15 protein-coding genes are annotated in these 17571 nt (G+C 56.2%); 10 read left to right on the forward strand and 5 right to left on the reverse strand.

Features of this window, described 5'->3' with window-relative positions:
* Positions 1 to 114 precede the first annotated feature (114 nt).
* Positions 115 to 1101, reverse strand: coding sequence for a LacI family DNA-binding transcriptional regulator (locus WMO44_RS11630; protein WP_249250770.1), 987 nt, complete (start codon positions 1099 to 1101; stop codon positions 115 to 117).
* Between the two features lie 395 nt (positions 1102 to 1496).
* On the opposite strand from WMO44_RS11630, the gene WMO44_RS11635 reads away from it, so the two are divergent.
* The 10 genes from WMO44_RS11635 (at position 1497) to WMO44_RS11680 (ending at position 12655) form a co-directional block, all read left to right on the forward strand.
* On the forward strand, positions 1497 to 2909 hold the full coding sequence (locus WMO44_RS11635) for an ABC transporter substrate-binding protein (RefSeq protein ID WP_349152684.1): 1413 nt from the start codon (positions 1497 to 1499) through the stop codon (positions 2907 to 2909).
* 71 nt (positions 2910 to 2980) lie between these two features.
* The gene (locus tag WMO44_RS11640; protein ID WP_005922707.1) at positions 2981 to 3928 is read left to right on the forward strand and encodes a carbohydrate ABC transporter permease; all 948 of its coding nucleotides are present in this window, start codon (positions 2981 to 2983) and stop codon (positions 3926 to 3928) included.
* 16 nt (positions 3929 to 3944) lie between these two features.
* Positions 3945 to 4790 carry a carbohydrate ABC transporter permease gene (locus WMO44_RS11645; protein ID WP_097779850.1) on the forward strand — a complete coding sequence of 282 codons (846 nt, stop codon included), beginning with the start codon at positions 3945 to 3947 and terminating at the stop codon, positions 4788 to 4790.
* 117 nt (positions 4791 to 4907) lie between these two features.
* Positions 4908 to 5927: a glycoside hydrolase family 130 protein gene (locus WMO44_RS11650; protein ID WP_015537563.1), complete on the forward strand. Its 1020-nt coding sequence runs from the start codon at positions 4908 to 4910 to the stop codon at positions 5925 to 5927.
* Between the two features lie 140 nt (positions 5928 to 6067).
* A complete protein-coding gene (locus WMO44_RS11655; protein WP_349152685.1) occupies positions 6068 to 7249 on the forward strand; it encodes an AGE family epimerase/isomerase in 1182 nt (393 codons plus the stop codon).
* Positions 7236 to 8426 (forward strand): glycoside hydrolase family 130 protein, encoded by a 1191-nt coding sequence (locus tag WMO44_RS11660; protein WP_097777010.1) that lies wholly within the window; start codon positions 7236 to 7238, stop codon positions 8424 to 8426. Before WMO44_RS11655 ends, WMO44_RS11660 begins: the two co-directional genes overlap by 14 nt.
* A gap of 37 nt (positions 8427 to 8463) precedes the next feature.
* Entirely contained in the window at positions 8464 to 9144 is a 681-nt protein-coding gene (locus WMO44_RS11665) for a YesL family protein (RefSeq protein ID WP_005922719.1), read from the forward strand.
* Positions 9145 to 9188: 44 nt separating this feature from the next.
* Positions 9189 to 10874, forward strand: coding sequence for a phospho-sugar mutase (locus WMO44_RS11670; protein WP_349152686.1), 1686 nt, complete (start codon positions 9189 to 9191; stop codon positions 10872 to 10874).
* A 102-nt stretch (positions 10875 to 10976) separates the two neighbouring features.
* Positions 10977 to 11891: a type I phosphomannose isomerase catalytic subunit gene (locus WMO44_RS11675; RefSeq protein WP_349152687.1), complete on the forward strand. Its 915-nt coding sequence runs from the start codon at positions 10977 to 10979 to the stop codon at positions 11889 to 11891.
* A gap of 92 nt (positions 11892 to 11983) precedes the next feature.
* Complete coding sequence (locus WMO44_RS11680) at positions 11984 to 12655, forward strand: hypothetical protein (protein ID WP_349152688.1); 672 nt, start codon at positions 11984 to 11986, stop codon at positions 12653 to 12655.
* Positions 12656 to 13155: 500 nt separating this feature from the next.
* Here the strand turns inward: WMO44_RS11680 and WMO44_RS11685 are convergent, their stop codons facing one another.
* The 4 genes from WMO44_RS11685 to WMO44_RS11700 are packed head-to-tail and all read right to left on the reverse strand — an operon-like array spanning position 13156 to position 17485.
* Positions 13156 to 13908, reverse strand: a complete 753-nt coding sequence (locus WMO44_RS11685) for a recombinase zinc beta ribbon domain-containing protein (RefSeq protein ID WP_435387738.1) — start codon at positions 13906 to 13908, stop codon at positions 13156 to 13158.
* Positions 13909 to 13930: 22 nt separating this feature from the next.
* Entirely contained in the window at positions 13931 to 14308 is a 378-nt protein-coding gene (locus WMO44_RS11690; protein WP_349152689.1) for a hypothetical protein, read from the reverse strand.
* A complete protein-coding gene (locus WMO44_RS11695) occupies positions 14280 to 14990 on the reverse strand; it encodes an ABC transporter ATP-binding protein (protein ID WP_349152690.1) in 711 nt (236 codons plus the stop codon). The genes WMO44_RS11690 and WMO44_RS11695 overlap by 29 nt, the downstream gene beginning before the upstream one ends.
* Positions 14987 to 17485, reverse strand: coding sequence for an FtsX-like permease family protein (locus WMO44_RS11700; RefSeq protein WP_349152691.1), 2499 nt, complete (start codon positions 17483 to 17485; stop codon positions 14987 to 14989). Before WMO44_RS11700 ends, WMO44_RS11695 begins: the two co-directional genes overlap by 4 nt.
* Between the last annotated feature and the right edge of the window lie 86 nt (positions 17486 to 17571).

Below are 17571 nucleotides of genomic sequence, written 5' to 3' on the forward strand. Positions count from 1 at the left end.
AAAAATGAAAACGGGATGCCGGAGCGTCCACAGACGCTCCGGCATCCCCAATATAAACTCTATTTTCCGCTAAAGGGGCTGATGCACAAACCTTCGTGCATCAGCCCCTTTTTATCAGGTAGATTCTCTTCTTACAAAGCCGCCGGGCACGATGACGGTGGGAGCAATGGCAGGCTTATGCGCCATTTTGCGGCGCAGTTGCGCCACCACCGTTTTTGCCATGCCGTCCAAGTCCACCCGGTAGCTGGTGAGCTGGGGGCTGCAAAGAGTGGAATAGCGGTAGTCGTCGTAGCCGGTCACTGCCACATCCTGCGGCACCCGGTAGCCGTTGCGCTTGAGGATCTCCACCAGATTATAGGCCACCGCATCGCAGTTGCAGACAAAGGCGTCCGGCATTTCATGAGGCAGAGAGAACGGCACGAACTTACCCTGATCGTCCCGGTCCTCCAGCCGCCAGTCGTCCCGGATGGGCAGACCGGCACGGAGCATCGCCTTGACGTAGCCCAGATACCGGTCCATGATGGAACTGGTGGACAGCACGCTGCCAACAAAGCCGATGTTCCGCCGCCCGGTGGAGATAAGGTGCTCGGTCATCGTGTAGCTGCCGCTGGTGTTGTCGCTGAGCACGCAGTCGGCGGCAATGGCATCGTCGTAGAAGTCCAGCAGCATAAAGGGCACGCCGGTCTGCACCGCCGTAGCAAGGTAGCGGCGGCTGATCTCGCCCATAAAAATCAGGCCGTCCACCTTCCGGTTTACAAGGAAGGTGGGCATATTGCAGCTTTTTTCTGCCTGCGGCAGAACGATCTCCATCAGAACCGAGATGTCCTGCTCGGTGGCAGCTTTCAACACGGCACGGTACAGATTGGAATAAAAGGCATTCTCATTGAAAAAGCGGTCTGCCACCAGAATGCCGATGCTCTCGCCGCCGGGGTGGGCGTTGGTCCGGGCGGGGGGCTGGTAGCCCATCTCCTCGGCGGTGGCAAGGATCTTGGCACGCATCTCGGCGCTTACGCCTTCCTTCCCTGCCAGACCCTTGGAAACGGAAACGGTGCTGATGCCCAGCCGCTGTGCAATGTCCGCCATGCGTACTGCTTTTGCCATGTTCCTGACCAGCTTTCTTCTTGATTTGGTTATGAGGTAAATAAAATTCCGATTAACTTTATAACTAGCATAACAGTTTTCGGTAGTTTCGTCAATAAAAACCTTTGAAAAGCCTTCAAGCTAGCCATTATTTAGGCTAATTTTCTCTATTTTGTTAGCTAATAAAACATTTTAAGTTTGATTTTCGTGTTGTATCCCGGATTTGCAGGTCAGTTTTCACAAGAAAATCGCCGAATTGCCACCAAAACACCGAATCTTTTGGGTGATATTGACAGTGCGCTGTGAAAAGACTATACTTAAATCACAAAAAGCGAAAGAAACAGTTAGCTAAACCAAGTTAACAAAAGCTTTCGCAACCCGGAAAAAGGTTCCACATAAAGAAGGAGGACATTCCTATGCGTAAGATCAATCGCCGTAACTTCCTGAAGGTCACTGGTGTGTTGGCCGCAGCCTCTGCTCTGGCCGCCTGCGGCGGCAGCAGCACTTCTACCGCCGGCTCCACCGGCAGCACCGCCGGTTCCGCTGCCGGCGCTGACGGTGCAAAGGCTTACAATGAGCTGACCGTTGGCACCGACAACACCGACCTGAAGGCCGATCTGAAGTTCGTCAGCCACCGCACCGACCTCATCGAGGACGGCACCTTTGACGGCTACGTTGCCGCATTCCAGAAGCTGTATCCCAACATCACCATCAAGTACGAGGGCATCACCGACTATGCCAACGACATGACCACCCGTCTGACTTCCAACGACTGGGGTGATCTGTGCATGATCCCCACCAACATCCCCCTGACCGAGTTGGGCGACTACTTTGAGCCTCTGTGCGCACTGAGCGACATTGAGAACGATTACAACTTCGCTTCCAACCGCGCTTATAACGGCAGCGTGTACGGCATCCCCTCCACCGGCAATGCACAGGGCATCATCTACAACAAGAAGGTCTTTGAGGCTGCCGGCATCACCACCCTGCCCAAGACCCCGGACGAGTTCCTGGATGACCTGCAGAAGATCAAGGACTACGATCCTTCCATTGATCCCCTGTACACCAACTACGCCGCCGGCTGGACCATGACCGCATGGGATGCTTACACCAGCGGCGGCGCAACCGGCGACCCGGACTGGATGAACATTACCATGCCCCAGACCAAGGATCCGTTCCAGAAGGGCATTCTGGGTGCGGACGATATGGGTCCCTACGCTGTGTACTACATCCTGTACGAAGCAGTGAAGCGCGGTCTGACCGAGGCCGACCCCACCACCACCGACTGGGAGGGCAGCAAGCCCCGCATCAATAACGGCCAGATCGGTGCCATGGTTCTGGGCAGCTGGGCCATCGTGCAGATGCAGGCCGCCGGTGACCATGCCGACGACATTGGCTATATGCCGTTCCCCATCACCGTCAAGGGTACCCAGTACGCCAGCGCAGGTGCAGACTACTGCTACGGTGTGAACAAGAACACCACCGATGACAAAAAGCTGGCTGCCATGCTCTACATCAAGTGGCTGACCGAAAGCTCCAACTTTGCTTATGATCAGGGCGGCGTGCCGGTGCTGAAGAGCCAGGAATACCCCGATACCCTGAAGGCATTCGACGGCATCGACCTGGTCGAGGATGCTCCCGCCCCCGCAGAGCTGGCAGACCTTGCCACCGAGGTGCAGCAGGAGGCTGAGCTGATGCTGAATGCCGACCAGACCCACGTCATGCGTGTGGTGGAGGCTGGCATCAACGGCGACGAGACTCTGGACGACATCGTGGCCGACTGGAACGCTGCATGGAACAAGGCCGTGGATGACTGCGCACCGCAGTAAGCAATCTATCGTTATAAATCAGCAGGGCGGGCCCATGTCCGCCCTGCTTTTGGTGAAAGGAGGTCTTTTACATGGCATCTTCCGCAACCGTATCCGCGCCTAAAAAGCGCAAGAGCTTCAGCGAATACTTTCACAGTATGCGCGGCCAGCAGCTCATCGTCACGCTGGTGTTCCTGTTTGTTCCGCTGGTGCTGCTGTTCATGTTCACCTATCTGCCCTTCTTCAAAATGGTGGAGTTCAGTTTCTTCAAAATGAAGTACATCGGCAGACGTACCTTTGTGGGTCTGCAGAACTACATCTCGGTCTTTACCCGCAAAGACTGCTTCCATGCTCTGAGCCTGAGCCTTTACTACATGGTAGGTTCGGTGGTGCAGATGGCGCTGGCGCTGCTGTTTGCCACCATCCTGAGCTTCAAGTGCAAGGGCAGCAAGTTCTTCCGTGGTGCACTGTACTTTCCCTGCCTCATCTGCGGCATCTCGGTGGGCTTCATCTTCAAGTTCTTCTTCACCCACGGCTTTGTGCTGGATACCCTGCTGAGCTGGGTGGGCTTCAACGTGGATAAGCTGCCCTTCTGGCTCCGGGATGAGTCCATCAACAACGTCGTGCTGGTGGCCTGCTCTATCTGGAAATACATCGGCCAGAACATCGTCATGTTCATCGGTGCTATCGCTTCCGTGGACCCCGTTCTGTACGAGGCTGCTGAGATCGACGGTGCCAACGCATGGCACCGCTTCAAAGACATCATCCTGCCCTCCATCAGCACCATCGTGGTGCTGAACCTCATCATCTCGGTGTCCGGCGCACTGTCCGCCTTCGAGATGCCCTATGTTGTCACCGGCGGCGGCTTCAACACCTCCACCTACTTCGTGGTCATGGACAAGATCGCCCATACCGACCAGAAGGTGGGTCTTGCATCCGCCATGGCTGTGGTTCTGCTGCTGCTCATCGTGATCGTCACCTACGCCCAGAAGGCTGTGGAAAAATGGCTGGAAAACCGCAGCAGCGGCGTAACCAAGTGAAAGTGAGGCAGAACGTATGAACGCAATCAAAATGAAGCGCATCCTCATCAATATCTGCAAGTATGTGCTGCTGATCTTTGCCGCTTTCGTGGCACTGGTGCCCATCGTGTCCTGTATCTTCACCGCCTTTAAGACGGAGGAAGAGTATGCCAGCACCAACGTCATCACCCTGCCCAAGAACTTTTTGAACTTCGATAACTTCATCATCGCATGGAACAAGGCCAACATGGGCAAGGCGTTCCTCAACAGCTTTATTATCCTGATCTGCGTGCTGGCAGGCAGCATTATGATCAGCGCCATGCTGGCTTATGTGCTGAACCGGTTCAAGTTCCCCGGCAATAAGCTGATCCGCAACCTGTTCACCATTGCCACCCTGATCCCCGGCATTGCCTCTCAGGTCACGGTGTACCAGATCATGACTGCTCTGCATCTGGTGAACTCCATGCCCGGCTACATCATCCTGATGATGGGCACGGACGTTATCACCATCTATATCTTTTTGCAGTTCTTCGAGAACCTTTCCTCCACGCTGGATGAAAGCGCCATTCTGGATGGCTGCACCTACTTTGGTGTGTTCTTCAAGATCCTGCTGCCCCTGCTGAAGCCCGCCATCGTCACCAGCGCCATCCTGAAGGGTGTGTCCACCTACAACGAATACTACATGGCAAACCTGTATCTGCAGGATAAGACCAAGTATCAGGTGGTTGCTACCTCGCTGTATGTGTTCTCCGGCCCCATGGGCAACCAGTACAACTACATCTGCGCCGGTGTCATCATCACCATCATCCCCGCCCTTATCGTGTTCCTGCTGTGTCAGGATCAGATCTACAGCGGCATGGCTGCCGGTGCTGTGAAGGGCTAAAATTGCGACATCCACATTTTTCCTTCATCATCTGCTGCTTCTCCCGGTTTCTGTGCAGGAGCCGGGAGAATACAGCAGAAGGAAAACAAACAATCTTCTATTACAGGAGTTTATCTTATGAGCAACGTAAAAATGTTCTGCGATGCACTGCCCAACATCCCTTGGCAGGAAAAGCCTGCTGATGTTACCGCCCCGGTGTGGCGGTACAACGAGAACCCCATCATCGACCGCAACCCTGTGGAAGGGGTGGCACGCATCTTCAACAGTGCCGTGGTGCCCTACGAGGGCAAGTTCATCGGCGTGTTCCGTGGCGAGCAGATCGACGGCATCCCCTACATCTATCTGGGACGCAGCGAGGACGGCATCCACTGGAACTTTGACAAGGACAAGATCCCCTTCGTCAACGAAAAGGGCGAGCCGTTTATGCCGGTGTACGCCTACGATCCCCGTCTTGTGAAGGTGGAGGACACCTACTACATCATCTGGTGTCAGGACTTCTACGGTGCGTCCATCGGCATCGCCAAGACCACCGACTTCAAGACCTTTGTCCGCATCGAGAACCCCTTTATCCCCTTCAACCGCAACGCCGTGCTGTTCCCCCGCAAGATCAACGGCCTGTACACCCTGCTGAGCCGCCCGTCTGACAGCGGCCACACCCCCTTTGGTGACATCTTCCTGAGCCAGAGCCCGGATATGGAGTTCTGGGGCCGTCACCGCCATGTGATGAGCAAGGGCTCCAACTGGTGGGAGAGCGTGAAGATCGGCGGCGGTGCTGCCCCCATTGAGACCAGCGAGGGCTGGCTGCTGTTCTACCACGGCGTTACCGGCACCTGCAATGGCTTCGTCTACTCCATCGGCGGTGCCATTCTGGATAAGGACGAGCCCAGCAAGGTACTGTACCGCTGCGGCAACTTCCTGCTGACCCCGGAAAAGTGGTATGAGGAGCGTGGCTTCGTGCCCAACGTCTGCTTCCCCTGCGCCACCCTGCAGGATGCCGACACCGGCCGCATCGCTCTGTACTATGGCTGCGCCGACAGTTATGTCGGTCTGGCCTTCACCACCGTAGACGAGGTGGTGGATTACATCAAGACCCACGATAACGCAGGCCCCACCGACCACGAGGTGGGCATCCGCTAAGCGTCAAGCGCAACCCTCTCTGTCAATGCTTCGCATCGCCATCTCTGCAAAAAGAGATTTTACGTCCCCTACCGGGCGCTGGCACGGCGCAAGCCGTGACCGAGAGGGTTTTACTTTGTACAGAAAGGAAGTTCTGTATTATGTCTTCCATCAAACAGGCGGCAGAAGAAATGCTGCTGCAAACCATCATTCCCTTCTGGAAAGGGCTGCGGGACGAGGAAAACGGCGGCTTTTACGGCTACATGGATTTTGACCTGAAGCTGGACAAAAAAGCCGAAAAGGGCTGCATCCTGAACAGCCGCATTCTGTGGTTCTTCTCCGAGGCTGCCATGCTGACCGGCCGGGCAGACCTTGCCGAGGATGCCCGCCACGCCTACCAGTTCTTCCTGAAAAACTGCTACGACGAGGCAAACGGCGGCGTGTACTGGAGTTGCGATTACACCGGCAAGCCGCAGGACACCACTAAGCACACCTACAATCAGGGCTTTGCCATCTATGCCCTTTCCGCTTACTACCGGCTGACCAAAGACCCCGTTGCGCTGACGTACGCAAAAAAGATCTTTCATCTCATCGAGCAGCACTGCACCGACAGCGAGGGCTATCTGGAGGCCTTTACCATCGACTGGAAGCCGGAGAGCAACGAAAAGCTCTCGGAAAACGGTGTCATGGCGGCAAAGACCATGAACACCCTGCTCCATGTGTTCGAGGGTTACGCCGGGCTTTATCAGGCAAGCCGTGACCCGGAGGTGGAAAAGGCTCTGCGCCGCATCCTTGATATCTACGAGCACAAGATTTACAGCCCGGAGCTGCACCGGCAGCTGGTGTTCTTTGACCAGCACTACAACTCTATCATCGATTTGTACAGCTACGGTCACGATATCGAGTCCAGCTGGCTCATCGACTGGGGCTGCGATTTACTGGGCGATGCAGCGCTTTCCAAGCGCATCCACGCCATCAACTCCGACCTTGCCGCCCACATCTACAAGGAAGCTTACATTGACCACTCGGTGGTCAACGAGTGCGACCGCGGCAAGGTGAATACCACCCGTGTGTGGTGGGTGCAGGCCGAGTCCGTGCTGGGCTTCGTGAACGAATACAACAAGAGCGGCGATGCAAAATACCGCGATGCCGCCGCCGATATTTACCACTACATCTGCAACGTGATGGTGGACAAACGCCCCGGCAGTGAATGGTTCTGGGAAGTGGACGCAGACGGAAAACCGTCCAGCCGCAAACCCATCCTTGAGCCGTGGAAGTGCCCCTACCACAACGGCAGAATGTGCATGGAACTGATAAGGAGGAACCCCGATGTCACAGTCTAAACTCCACCCCGAATACCTGCGCCAGAAGGCTTTGCAGGATGCCTACCTGGCCCGCAAAAACAAAAAGACCGATTTCTACAACGGCATCTATGACCGGTGGGAAAACCCGGTGCTGACCCGCGAGTCCATCCCGCTGAGCTGGCGGTTCGACCTGAACCCGGAGACGAACCCCCACTTTATGGAGCGTCTGGGCGTGAACGCCGTGTTCAACTCCGGTGCCATCAAGCTGAACGGCAAGTATTACCTTGTGGCGCGCATCGAGGGCAATGACCGCAAGAGCTTCTTTGGCGTGGCAGAAAGCGACAGCCCGGTGGAGGGCTTCCACTTCTGGGAAAAGCCCATCCTGCTGCCGGACACCTGCCCGGAGGAGACCAACGTCTACGATATGCGTCTGACCCAGCACGAGGACGGCTGGATCTACGGCGTGTTCTGCTCCGAGAGCAAGGACAACAGCGTGAATGACCTGTCCGCTGCCGTAGCTGCCGCAGGCATTGTCCGCACCAAAGACCTCAAAACTTGGGAGCGTCTGCCGAACCTTGTCACCAAGCGCAGCCCCCAGCAGCGCAATGTGGATCTGCTGCCGGAGTTTGTCAACGGCAAGTACGCCTTCTACACCCGCCCCATGGATGACTTCATCGACACCGGTTCCGGCGGCGGCGTAGGCTTTGGTCTGTGCGAGGACATCACTCACGCCGTCATTGACGAGGAGATCATCACCAGCCCCCGCCGCTACCACACCATCACTGAGGCAAAGAACGGCGAGGGTGCCACCCCCATCAAGACCGAAAAGGGCTGGCTGCACATTGCCCATGGCGTGCGGAATACCGCCGCCGGGCTGCGGTACGTCATTTATGTATTCGTCACCGCACTGGACGACCCCAGCAAGGTGATCGCGGAGCCCTCCGGCTTCCTGATCGCTCCCCGGGACTGGGAGCGTGTGGGCGATGTTTCCAACGTGGTGTTCACCAACGGCGCGATTGCAGACGATGACGGAAGCGTGTATATTTATTATGCAGCCAGCGATACCCGTCTCCATGTAGCTTCTACCACCATCGACAAACTGCTGGACTTCGCCTTCAACACCCCCGCCGACCCGCTGCGCAGTGTGGACTGCGTAAAGCAGCGGTGCGCCCTCATCGACAAAAATCTGGAGTACCTCAAGAGCATCGGCGAGTAAACCGCCCCTCTGAGACCTCCGCCCGAAAGGAAACGCCATGAAAAAGACCAACATCGACAGCCCCTTCTACCGCACTATGGGGAAGATCGGCGATCTGCTTTTTGCCAACCTTCTGTGGCTGGTGTGCTGTTTGCCCATCGTCACCGCCGGAGCCTCCACCCTGGGGCTGTTCACGGTGGTGAACAAGATGGCGGCAAAGGAGGACTACACCGTCCATACCGACTTTTTCAAGGCGTTCAAGCGGGATTTTAAGCAATCTACTGCCCTGTGGCTGGTGCTTTTGCTGGCAGGCTTTGCCGCCCTCACCGGGCTGCGCACCGCCACCGCACAGGACACCCCCAGCACCGGCATTCTGGCGGCAGCGTCCTTTCTGCTGCTGGTGCTGGCGGGCTGCTGCGGCAGCTGGGGCTTTGCCCTGCTGGCACGGTTCACCTATCCCGGCGTTCTGCCGGTGCTGGCGGACAGCGGCCGCATGACCCTTGCAAACCTGCTGCCCACTGTGGGGAATCTGGCTTTTCTGGCGTGGTTTCCCCTGCTGGCAAAAGCCGCCCCTGCGTGGTTCGTCTATCTGCTGCCCCTGTGGCTGCTCATCGGCGGCGCAGGTTCTGCCCTTGGCATGGCAAGCCTGATGCGCCCCGCCTTTGCTCAGCTGGAAAAAGCCGGGCGCAAGGAAGAGGAACCGGAAGAAGAACCTGACACGGAGGACAGCGTGCAATGATCGTCTGCACCGAAGCTGTCCTTATTGGAAGAAAGTGTGATCCTATGGAAGAACGAATCAAACAGCAGTATGACCGCTGGCTTTCCCAGCCCGGGATGCCTGCTGACCTTGCCGATGAACTGAACAGCATTGCAGGCAACGAGGATGCTATTACCGACCGCTTTTACCGGGAGCTGGAATTCGGCACCGGCGGTCTGCGGGGTGTCATCGGGGCAGGCACCAACCGGATGAACGTCTACAACATCCGCAAGGCAACCCAGGGGCTTGCCAACTACCTGAACGCCTCCGACCTGCCCAAAAAGGTGGCCATCGGCTACGACAGCCGCATCAAGAGCGATGTGTTCGCAAAAGAAACGGCGGCTGTTCTGGCTGCTAACGGCATCAAGGCATACATTTACCCCCGTCTGGAGCCCACCCCGGCGCTGAGCTGGGCGGTGCGGTACTACGGCTGCGGCGCAGGCGTATGCGTTACCGCCAGCCACAACCCCGCCAAGTACAACGGCTACAAGGTCTACGGCGCAGACGGCTGCCAGATCACCCTTGAGGTGGCAGCAAAGATCCTTGCCGCCATTGAAGCAGTAGACTGCTTTGCCGTACAGCCTGCGGACTTTGACGCAGCCCTTGCCGAGGGCAAGATCGAATACAGCAGCGAGAAATGTCTGGACGACTTTGTGGATGCCGTCTACGCCCAGCGTGTGGGCGATGGAGCAGGCACCGCTGACCTGAAGCTGGTGTACACTCCGCTGAACGGCTCCGGTCTGGAATGCGTGAAAAAGTTGCTGGCAAAGCTGGGCGTCACCCATGTGACGGTGGTGCCGGAGCAGGAAAAGCCGGACGGCAACTTCCCCACCTGCCCCTACCCGAACCCGGAGATCCGGGAAGCCATGCAGAAGGGTCTGGAGCTGTGCGACAAAGTGCACCCGGATCTTTTGCTGGGCACCGACCCGGATTGTGACCGCTGCGGCACCGCCGTGCCGGACGGCAAGGGCGGCTACCGGCTCATCACCGGCAACGAAATGGGCATCATTCTGCTGGACTACATCTGCCGCACCCGGAAGGCACTGGGCACCATGCCGGAGCATCCGGTGGCTGTGACCACCATCGTTTCCACCGATATGGCCACCCCGGTGGCGGCAAAGTACGGCGTGGAGCTGCGCCGCACCCTGACCGGCTTCAAATTCATCGGCGAGCAGATCGGTCTGCTGGAAGCCGCAGGTGAAGCCGACCGCTACATCTTTGGCTTTGAGGAGAGCTACGGCTACCTGTCCGGTGCCCACGTCCGGGACAAGGACGCCGTCAACGCCACCCTGCTGGTGTGCGAAGCCGCCGCATGGTACGCAAAGCAGGGCATGACCCTGCTGGATGCCATCAATAAGCTGTACGCCGAGTTTGGCTGCTACCGCAACGCCCTGCACAGCTTCGCCTTTGAGGGCGAAAGCGGAATGCACACCATGGACGCCATCATGAAGCAGCTGCGGCAGACCCCGCCCACCGCCATCGGCGGCATGACCGTGGAAAGCGTAGTGGACTACAACACCGCCGGCACCGGACTGCCCAAGGCAAATGTGTTGGAGTTCCGTCTGGCGGGCGGCGCCAAGCTGATGGTACGCCCCTCCGGCACCGAGCCGAAGATCAAGGTGTATCTCTCTGCCGTTGCCCCCACCGAAGAAGCAGCCGATGCCATCAACGACACCCTTGGCAAAGCTGCCTCTGCCCTGTTGAAAGCATAATCCCCTGCAAACTGGCTGCCTCGTTCCCGCCGAAAAATGGACGGGGCAGCTTTTTTGCACCCTTTTTTGTGTTCAATTTCAGGCATATTCGAGGTATATAAAATGAAAACGATTCAACTTACTCCCAGCTGCAAAGACTACCTCTGGGGCGGCGAAAAGCTGCGCACCGAGTACGGCATCCAGAGCGAACTACACCCCCTGAGCGAGGCGTGGATGCTCTCCTGCCACCCGGACGGCCCCAGCTACCTGCCGGATGGCTCCACCTTCCAGCAGTACATCGACGCCCATCCCGGCTGCCTTGGCACCCACTGCGAAAAGTTCAGTGAGTTCCCCGTACTTGCCAAGCTCATTGATGCCAAAAAAGACCTGTCCATTCAGGTACACCCCTCCAATGAATACGCTTTGGAGCACGAGCACCAGTACGGCAAGACCGAGATGTGGTATGTGCTGGAAGCAGAGCCGGGTGCCTCCCTCTACTACGGCTTCACCCATGAGATCAGCAAGGAGGAGTTTGAGCGCCGCATTCAGGATAACACCCTGACCGACGTGCTGAACGCCGTGCCGGTGCACAAGGGGGACTGCTTCTTCATCCCCTCCGGCACGCTGCACGCCATCCGCAAGGGCATCGTGGTGGCGGAGATCCAGCAGAACTCCAACGTCACCTACCGCATCTACGACTACGGCCGTCTGGGCGCGGATGGCAAGCCCCGGCAGCTGCACATCCCGCAGGCGCTGGATGTTACCCTCCGGGAGCCGCCGAAAGCGCAGGACTTCCACGGTCATCTGGCACAGTGTGATTACTTCACGGTGGATGCCGTAGAGGGTGGCTTTGAGGATGTCTGCGACGAGACCTCCTTCACCTCTCTGCTGGTGCTGGAAGGCAAGGGCACCCTGACCGAGACCGCCACCGGCGAAAGCCTGCCCATCCGCAAGGGGCAGAGCCTGTTCCTGCCCGCTGGCACCGGGGCCTACGCCGTAACCGGCACAGACCTCAAGTGCCTGCGTACACGGGTGTAAATAAAGCATGAAAAATTCCCGGGCAGTCTGCCGCTGCCCGGGAATTTGTGCTATGATAGATGCAGAAAAACAGACGAAACGAGGACACAGCCATGGCATCCTACCGCTACGAACGGGATATCAAACCCGAAGACCTGATCCAGGAAACGCCCCCTCCCCTGACCCCGGCGCAGCAGCGTGCCAACTGGTGGCACTACCACTGGTATTATGTGGTGCTGATCGCTGCCGCCCTGCTGGCGGTGGGGTATTTCGTCTGGAACCGGGTCACCGAGGTGCAGCCGGACTACACCGTGGCAGTGGTGAGCCGCACCGACCCGGACACTGCCTTTCTCAGTCATCTGGAGACCCGGCTGGAAGCCCTTGCCGGGGACGTGAACGGCGATGGCAAGGTGAAGGTCACGGTAAAGGGCATCTGGCTGGCGCTGGACTTTGAAACGCAGGATGCCGCCCTGCAACGGCTGATGCAGTCCAGCGAGGACAAGCTGAACTCTGATTTTTATCTGTGCGAAAGCACCCTGTTTATCGTGGACGACCCCACCGCCATGGAGCAGCGGTATGGCTGCTTCCAGACGCTGGACGGCACCGACCCGGAGGAAGGAGACGTTCTGTCGGTGGCAGACTTTGCTCTGCCGCTGCAAGACACCGCCCTTGCCAATGTGCAGAGCGAAAGCTCTACCCTCTGGTACGCTGCCCGCCGCCTGAACGAGGGCATGGATGCGGATACTGCTGCCGCATTGAATGCACTGTGGGAGAAGCTGGTTTGAGGATTGCGAAAGCATCCAGCCTGTATCGGCACGGTGCAGTTCAAGGGTTTGGGTGCTCCCAACAAGCGTTTTGCAACGCAAATGGTGTTTGTATAGACAGACACATTGCTTGCAGGTGCTACGAAGCCTCTCAACGTGCTTTCCAAATTTGAAAATCATTTTGCAAATCAGACCGTCTGCTTTCAAGCTCAACTTGAAGCGGACGGTTATTTTTTAGATTTACCTTATTTTTTCTTGCACCCTGCCGAAAGTGACGTATTCTCAAAAGTTCGCGTTTGCGAAGCGAAGCGGAGCAATGAAAGCCCCAGTGGGGCTTTTGAGTGACCGAACGGTCTTGCGCCAGCAAGATGGAGGGGCCTTGCCCCGACAAGTGACTTTTTATGCAAAGGAAAGCAGGCTGTGCAAACCTTGCGCAGAAAAGCCCCTGATTCGGGCAAATATGCAAACGGTGTGCAGAAAGTGTGCAGCCGCTTTTCTACATAAAGAAAGAACTTTAAATCTTACGATTTTACGCTCAATATCTGGTGTCCTCGCGCACTCATATCCGAACTTTTCTCCGCTTTTACGGCTTCCCCAAAAGCGACCGTTTCTGTACCTTCCTTATAGTTAAAGGTAATGAGTACCTTATCATCGTAGAGATAGATGGCATTGATGAAGGTGTCCACCAGCGCCTGCCGCTGCTCCGGCTGGGTCATATCCAGCTTGCGGAAGCGAAGCAGCCAAAACCGGACGAACTCCTCTTTCATCTTCGGCTTGGCAAGCCGTTCCTCGGCAATGCGGGCTTGCAGCTCCTTCCGCTGTTCTTCCAGAGCTTCCAGCCGCTCTTTGGTTGAACTGGTCAGAATGCCCATCTGGATAGCGTTCAGCATATTGGTGATGCCGACTTCCGTTTCCTTCAGCTGCTTTTCGTAGATGGGCAGGTCTGTGCTTTCCTGATTTTGCAATTCCATGACTTTGGCAATGATGGCATTCATGGAAGCGTCATCTTCCACCAGCTTCATGGTCTCGTTGACCACTAGATCTTCCATCCACTGTTTCCGCACGGCCTTTTTATCGCAGGTCTTTTTCTTCTTGGCGGCGGCACACTTGTAATAGGTATACATTTTCCCGGTGTGGCTGACACCGCTTTCTCCGAACATCAGCGCTCCGCACTTACCGCAGTACAGCTTGGTGGTGAGCAGATAGCTTTCCTCTGCCTTATGACGGGCAGGGGCCTTTTTATTTTTCGCCAGCTTTTCCTGCAATCTGCCCATCTTCAATTTGAATGATCTGCCTTTATACGCCGCTATTCCCGCGAGAACTGACGCTCATTGGCGGTGTTGCACTATAAAAAGCTTTGCCGTTTACGGTGCCCTGCGTCATGCCAATTAAATCGATCAGCTGATCCTCAGAATATGTAACCGGACAGTTTTTCAGTTTCTTGGTGCTACACGAATAGGCTCCATCTGTTAAGGTGACTACACCCATCCGTTCCAGACTTGCCAGCATCTTTCCAAGTTCTTTTCGGTCACATTTTATTCCTTTTTCCGAAATAGCTGTTGCAATCTGGGATGCCGACAATGTTTTTTCAGTTAGCAACATGGCCAATGCAAACTTTGCTCCTTTTAAGTAGTAGGGGATGATTTTATTGCGTATCCAAATTCCCTTTTTCATGTTGCGGTTCTCCTTTTAGAATCTGTCCATCCTCGATCCGAATGACCTGCTGCGCCTTCTGCGCAATTTCCGGGTTATGCGTAACAACGATAAGCGTTTGCCCGAACTCCGCAGCACATTCCATCAGCAGCCGCATCGTATCCTCACCCGTCCGTGTATCCAGATTTCCGGTAGGCTCGTCTGCAAAAACGATGCGCGGTTTTGCGATGAGTGCACGGGCGATCGCCACCCGCTGCTGCTGTCCACCGGAGAGCTGCGCGGGGCGGGAGTGCAGCTTGCCCCCAATACCCAAGATTCCGGTCAGCTTATGGAGCATCTGTTCATCCGGCGCTCTATGGTCGAGATAAAACGGGATCAGAATATTATCCTGCACCGTGTACTCCGGGAACAGCCGGAAGTCCTGAAAAATAAAGCCGATCTTTTGCCGCCGCACCTGTGCCAGCTGCTCCGCATTCATCGCATAAATGTCCTGCCCATCCAGCAGAACTTTTCCGGTGGTGGGCGGCAAAAGTCCTCCCAGAATTTTCAGGAGCGTGGATTTTCCGCTGCCGCTGGAACCGATGATGGACGCAAATGTACCGTTTTCAAGGGTCAGGTCGCTATTTCTGAGGGCGTGAACCGCGCTTTCCCCTTCCCCGTAGGTTTTGGAGATCTGTACAGCTTCCAGAATTTTATCTTTCATAAGATGTCCCCCTTGGATGCTTTTTTACGAATAAAAGAGAAGATCGGCAGCAACGCTGCGGACAGCCAGAACACCATCAGCAGAACGCTGACCATGATCTGACTTCCCACGGGTTTATGGAACGCATATACCCGTCCGCTTGTATGAATACGGATCAGGTCGAGAATGCTCTGGATCGGAACGATACGCGAGACCGCCGCATAGACAACGATGTTCACAAGCAGCGTTGTCCCAACGATGACCGGGAGCAGCAGCTTTGCATAGGACAGCACCAGTTTTTTCGGGGAAACGCCCAGCGTCAGGAGAAGCGACAGACGCTGCTGCTGGACTTCATAAGCTGAAAGATTCAAAACCACCAGCAGCGCACACCCCAGAAGGACCCCGAATACCGCAAGGATGCCGACAAGGAAAGCGCTCTGTGTGCCCTCGGTGTAGCTCTGGCTGATCAGGTCGTAGTTATCTGCACGCAGGATACCATTCCTGCGCGTTGCAATGGAGGAAATAGACCGACGCAAAGAGAAATTGCTGCCAGCGGACAGCTTCACGTTCAGGCTGCTGTATCCTTCCTTTTCCATAAAGTAGCTTCCTGCGCTCTCAAACATTTTATGGTAAAGAGCCGTACTGACAAAAATCGTGCCGCTGGAAATGAGCCGGTCTGTTGTCAACAGCGTGTAGCTGTTCGCAGACTTTACGACACCGACAATGGGCAGCTGGGCTGTATACGTCCGGTAGACCTCATTCCCGGCTTCATCCTGCCCGGTATAACGCCGGTATTGGATGCTCAACTTGTCTCCAGCTGCGAAAACCGGTTCAACAGGAATGCTGCCCTCCGTTTGGGTGTTCTTCTGATAGTACGCGTCCGCAGCGGGGTCATAATAGCAATCTCCCCACAGGGTCAAAACAGAATCCCCTGCCAGCAGCGTCTCTATTTCCTCGTCCGAAACGCCGGCATCTGCGGCAATGCGGCGCAGTTCGTCCTCCGGCAAGGCGCAGACAGTCGTGTTCAGCGTTCCCTTTTCTGCATTTCGCAGCAAGCTCGGAATGTCCGTATAGAAACCGTTGTCCTTGACCCAGATATCGGCAAGCATCTGGCTGGACTGGATCTTGTCTGACGTCACGGTATAGGTATCGGTCAGATCAATTGCAGCGGAAACCTCTTCCACACCGGGCAATGCAGCAAGATCCTCTTTCAGAGAAAACGGCATCCCGGAGGTTCCGTTCATCTTGATGGACAGACAGGCATACGGTGCATCCAGATCATACGGCAGCATGACACGCCAGCCGACATACAGACAACTGACGGCGATCAGCAATACCGCGCAGCCGACACCGATCTGCGGTGCAAGCGGCAGCTGTGCCAAGCGGAATTTTTTTGCAGACTTCTCTTTGGGTTTTGCGGTCTGCGGGCGAACCAGCACCGCAGGCAAAAGTGCGCCCAGCAGTACGGAGAGCAGAAACAGCACCGCCAGCGGCACAAGAGATACAGCGGGGATCACCAAGAACGAAAGGTGCTTTTGCAGCCCCAGACCGATGGCAGCGGCGCCGCAGCCCAGTGCAAACCCAGCAGCAACTGCTGCAAGCCCGGCAAAAAGCGCTTCCCACAGGCACATGAGCCGGAGATCCCGATTTTTAGCCCCCAGCGTCAGGAAGGTGTTGATGGTATGTACACGCTTGTGCAGAACGATCAGGAAATACTGCGCCACCGCAAAAAAGCTGACCAGAATCGCTGCGACCAGTAAAAAGCGCAAAGAAGATGAAACGGTATCCTCCTGCGGGTAGGCATACTCGTTTGCCACTAAAGCAGGGTCGGTCGAAGCGGTCACGGGTGCGGCTGCATTCAGGTAATAAAACGTCTGGAACTTTTGCCCGTCTATGGCAAGCGGCTCTGCTACAATGCCGCTGACGGTCAGATTGCCGTTCAGATTCCAATACACATCATAGGCAGGCAAAACACCGCACAGGGTATAGGCTTTTTCCATCACTGTGCCGGAGCCTGCCAGTGGGTCGTAATCATTGGCAGCGACCTTCAGCGTGACCGTCTGCCCTACGTCATAGGAGCAGCCCAGCGCATCCAGCAGAGTCGTCGTCATGGCGATCTCATCGGGCTGGGTGGGGAAATCACCGCTGATCGGCACGATACGCCCCAGCTGTGCAAAGGTATCGTCTGCCGTTCCGATCCCGCCCGCCACGCCATCGTCTGCGCCGAGAACGATTCCGTTTTGGATCACTGTGCTGACCTGTGCGGATGCGGGCAAGGTGTTTTGTGCCTGTGCAGCGTCCGCAGCAGTATCCGACAAACGCAGGTACTGCCACGCGCCGTATAGTTCGCAGCGGGTGTCCTGCAATGCCTGTGCAGAACTGACGGAGTAGATCACCGCCGCCGTCAGGAACGAGAAAACCAGTGTCAGCAAAAGCAGCAATAGGCTGGTCTGCTTCTTGCGGCCAAGCATCCCATGAAACGCCAGAATGATAGATGGACTTTCTTTGATTTTCATAAGCTGTCCTCCCCTATGTCTTACACGCACCTAGAAAAGGAATTTTTCTATTATAATAACGCTTTTAAAGGAAGTTTGTTACACTT

Origin of the sequence: Faecalibacterium tardum, assembly GCF_040096515.1 — a bacterium.
Lineage (GTDB): Bacteria > Bacillota > Clostridia > Oscillospirales > Ruminococcaceae > Faecalibacterium > Faecalibacterium tardum.

What these genes read in the sequence shown, in the direction of transcription:
- WMO44_RS11685 (WP_435387738.1), bottom strand. Translation starts at nt 13,908, where the DNA reads ATGGGCAGATTGCAGGAAAAGCTGGCGAAAAATAAAAAGGCCCCTGCC.
- WMO44_RS11645 (WP_097779850.1), top strand. Translation starts at nt 3,945, where the DNA reads ATGAACGCAATCAAAATGAAGCGCATCCTCATCAATATCTGCAAGTAT.
- WMO44_RS11695 (WP_349152690.1), bottom strand. Translation starts at nt 14,990, where the DNA reads ATGAAAGATAAAATTCTGGAAGCTGTACAGATCTCCAAAACCTACGGG.
- WMO44_RS11660 (WP_097777010.1), top strand. Translation starts at nt 7,236, where the DNA reads ATGTCACAGTCTAAACTCCACCCCGAATACCTGCGCCAGAAGGCTTTG.
- WMO44_RS11690 (WP_349152689.1), bottom strand. Translation starts at nt 14,308, where the DNA reads ATGAAAAAGGGAATTTGGATACGCAATAAAATCATCCCCTACTACTTA.
- WMO44_RS11665 (WP_005922719.1), top strand. Translation starts at nt 8,464, where the DNA reads ATGAAAAAGACCAACATCGACAGCCCCTTCTACCGCACTATGGGGAAG.
- WMO44_RS11670 (WP_349152686.1), top strand. Translation starts at nt 9,189, where the DNA reads ATGGAAGAACGAATCAAACAGCAGTATGACCGCTGGCTTTCCCAGCCC.
- WMO44_RS11640 (WP_005922707.1), top strand. Translation starts at nt 2,981, where the DNA reads ATGGCATCTTCCGCAACCGTATCCGCGCCTAAAAAGCGCAAGAGCTTC.
- WMO44_RS11650 (WP_015537563.1), top strand. Translation starts at nt 4,908, where the DNA reads ATGAGCAACGTAAAAATGTTCTGCGATGCACTGCCCAACATCCCTTGG.
- WMO44_RS11700 (WP_349152691.1), bottom strand. Translation starts at nt 17,485, where the DNA reads ATGAAAATCAAAGAAAGTCCATCTATCATTCTGGCGTTTCATGGGATG.
- WMO44_RS11630 (WP_249250770.1), bottom strand. Translation starts at nt 1,101, where the DNA reads ATGGCAAAAGCAGTACGCATGGCGGACATTGCACAGCGGCTGGGCATC.
- WMO44_RS11675 (WP_349152687.1), top strand. Translation starts at nt 10,977, where the DNA reads ATGAAAACGATTCAACTTACTCCCAGCTGCAAAGACTACCTCTGGGGC.
- WMO44_RS11655 (WP_349152685.1), top strand. Translation starts at nt 6,068, where the DNA reads ATGTCTTCCATCAAACAGGCGGCAGAAGAAATGCTGCTGCAAACCATC.
- WMO44_RS11680 (WP_349152688.1), top strand. Translation starts at nt 11,984, where the DNA reads ATGGCATCCTACCGCTACGAACGGGATATCAAACCCGAAGACCTGATC.
- WMO44_RS11635 (WP_349152684.1), top strand. Translation starts at nt 1,497, where the DNA reads ATGCGTAAGATCAATCGCCGTAACTTCCTGAAGGTCACTGGTGTGTTG.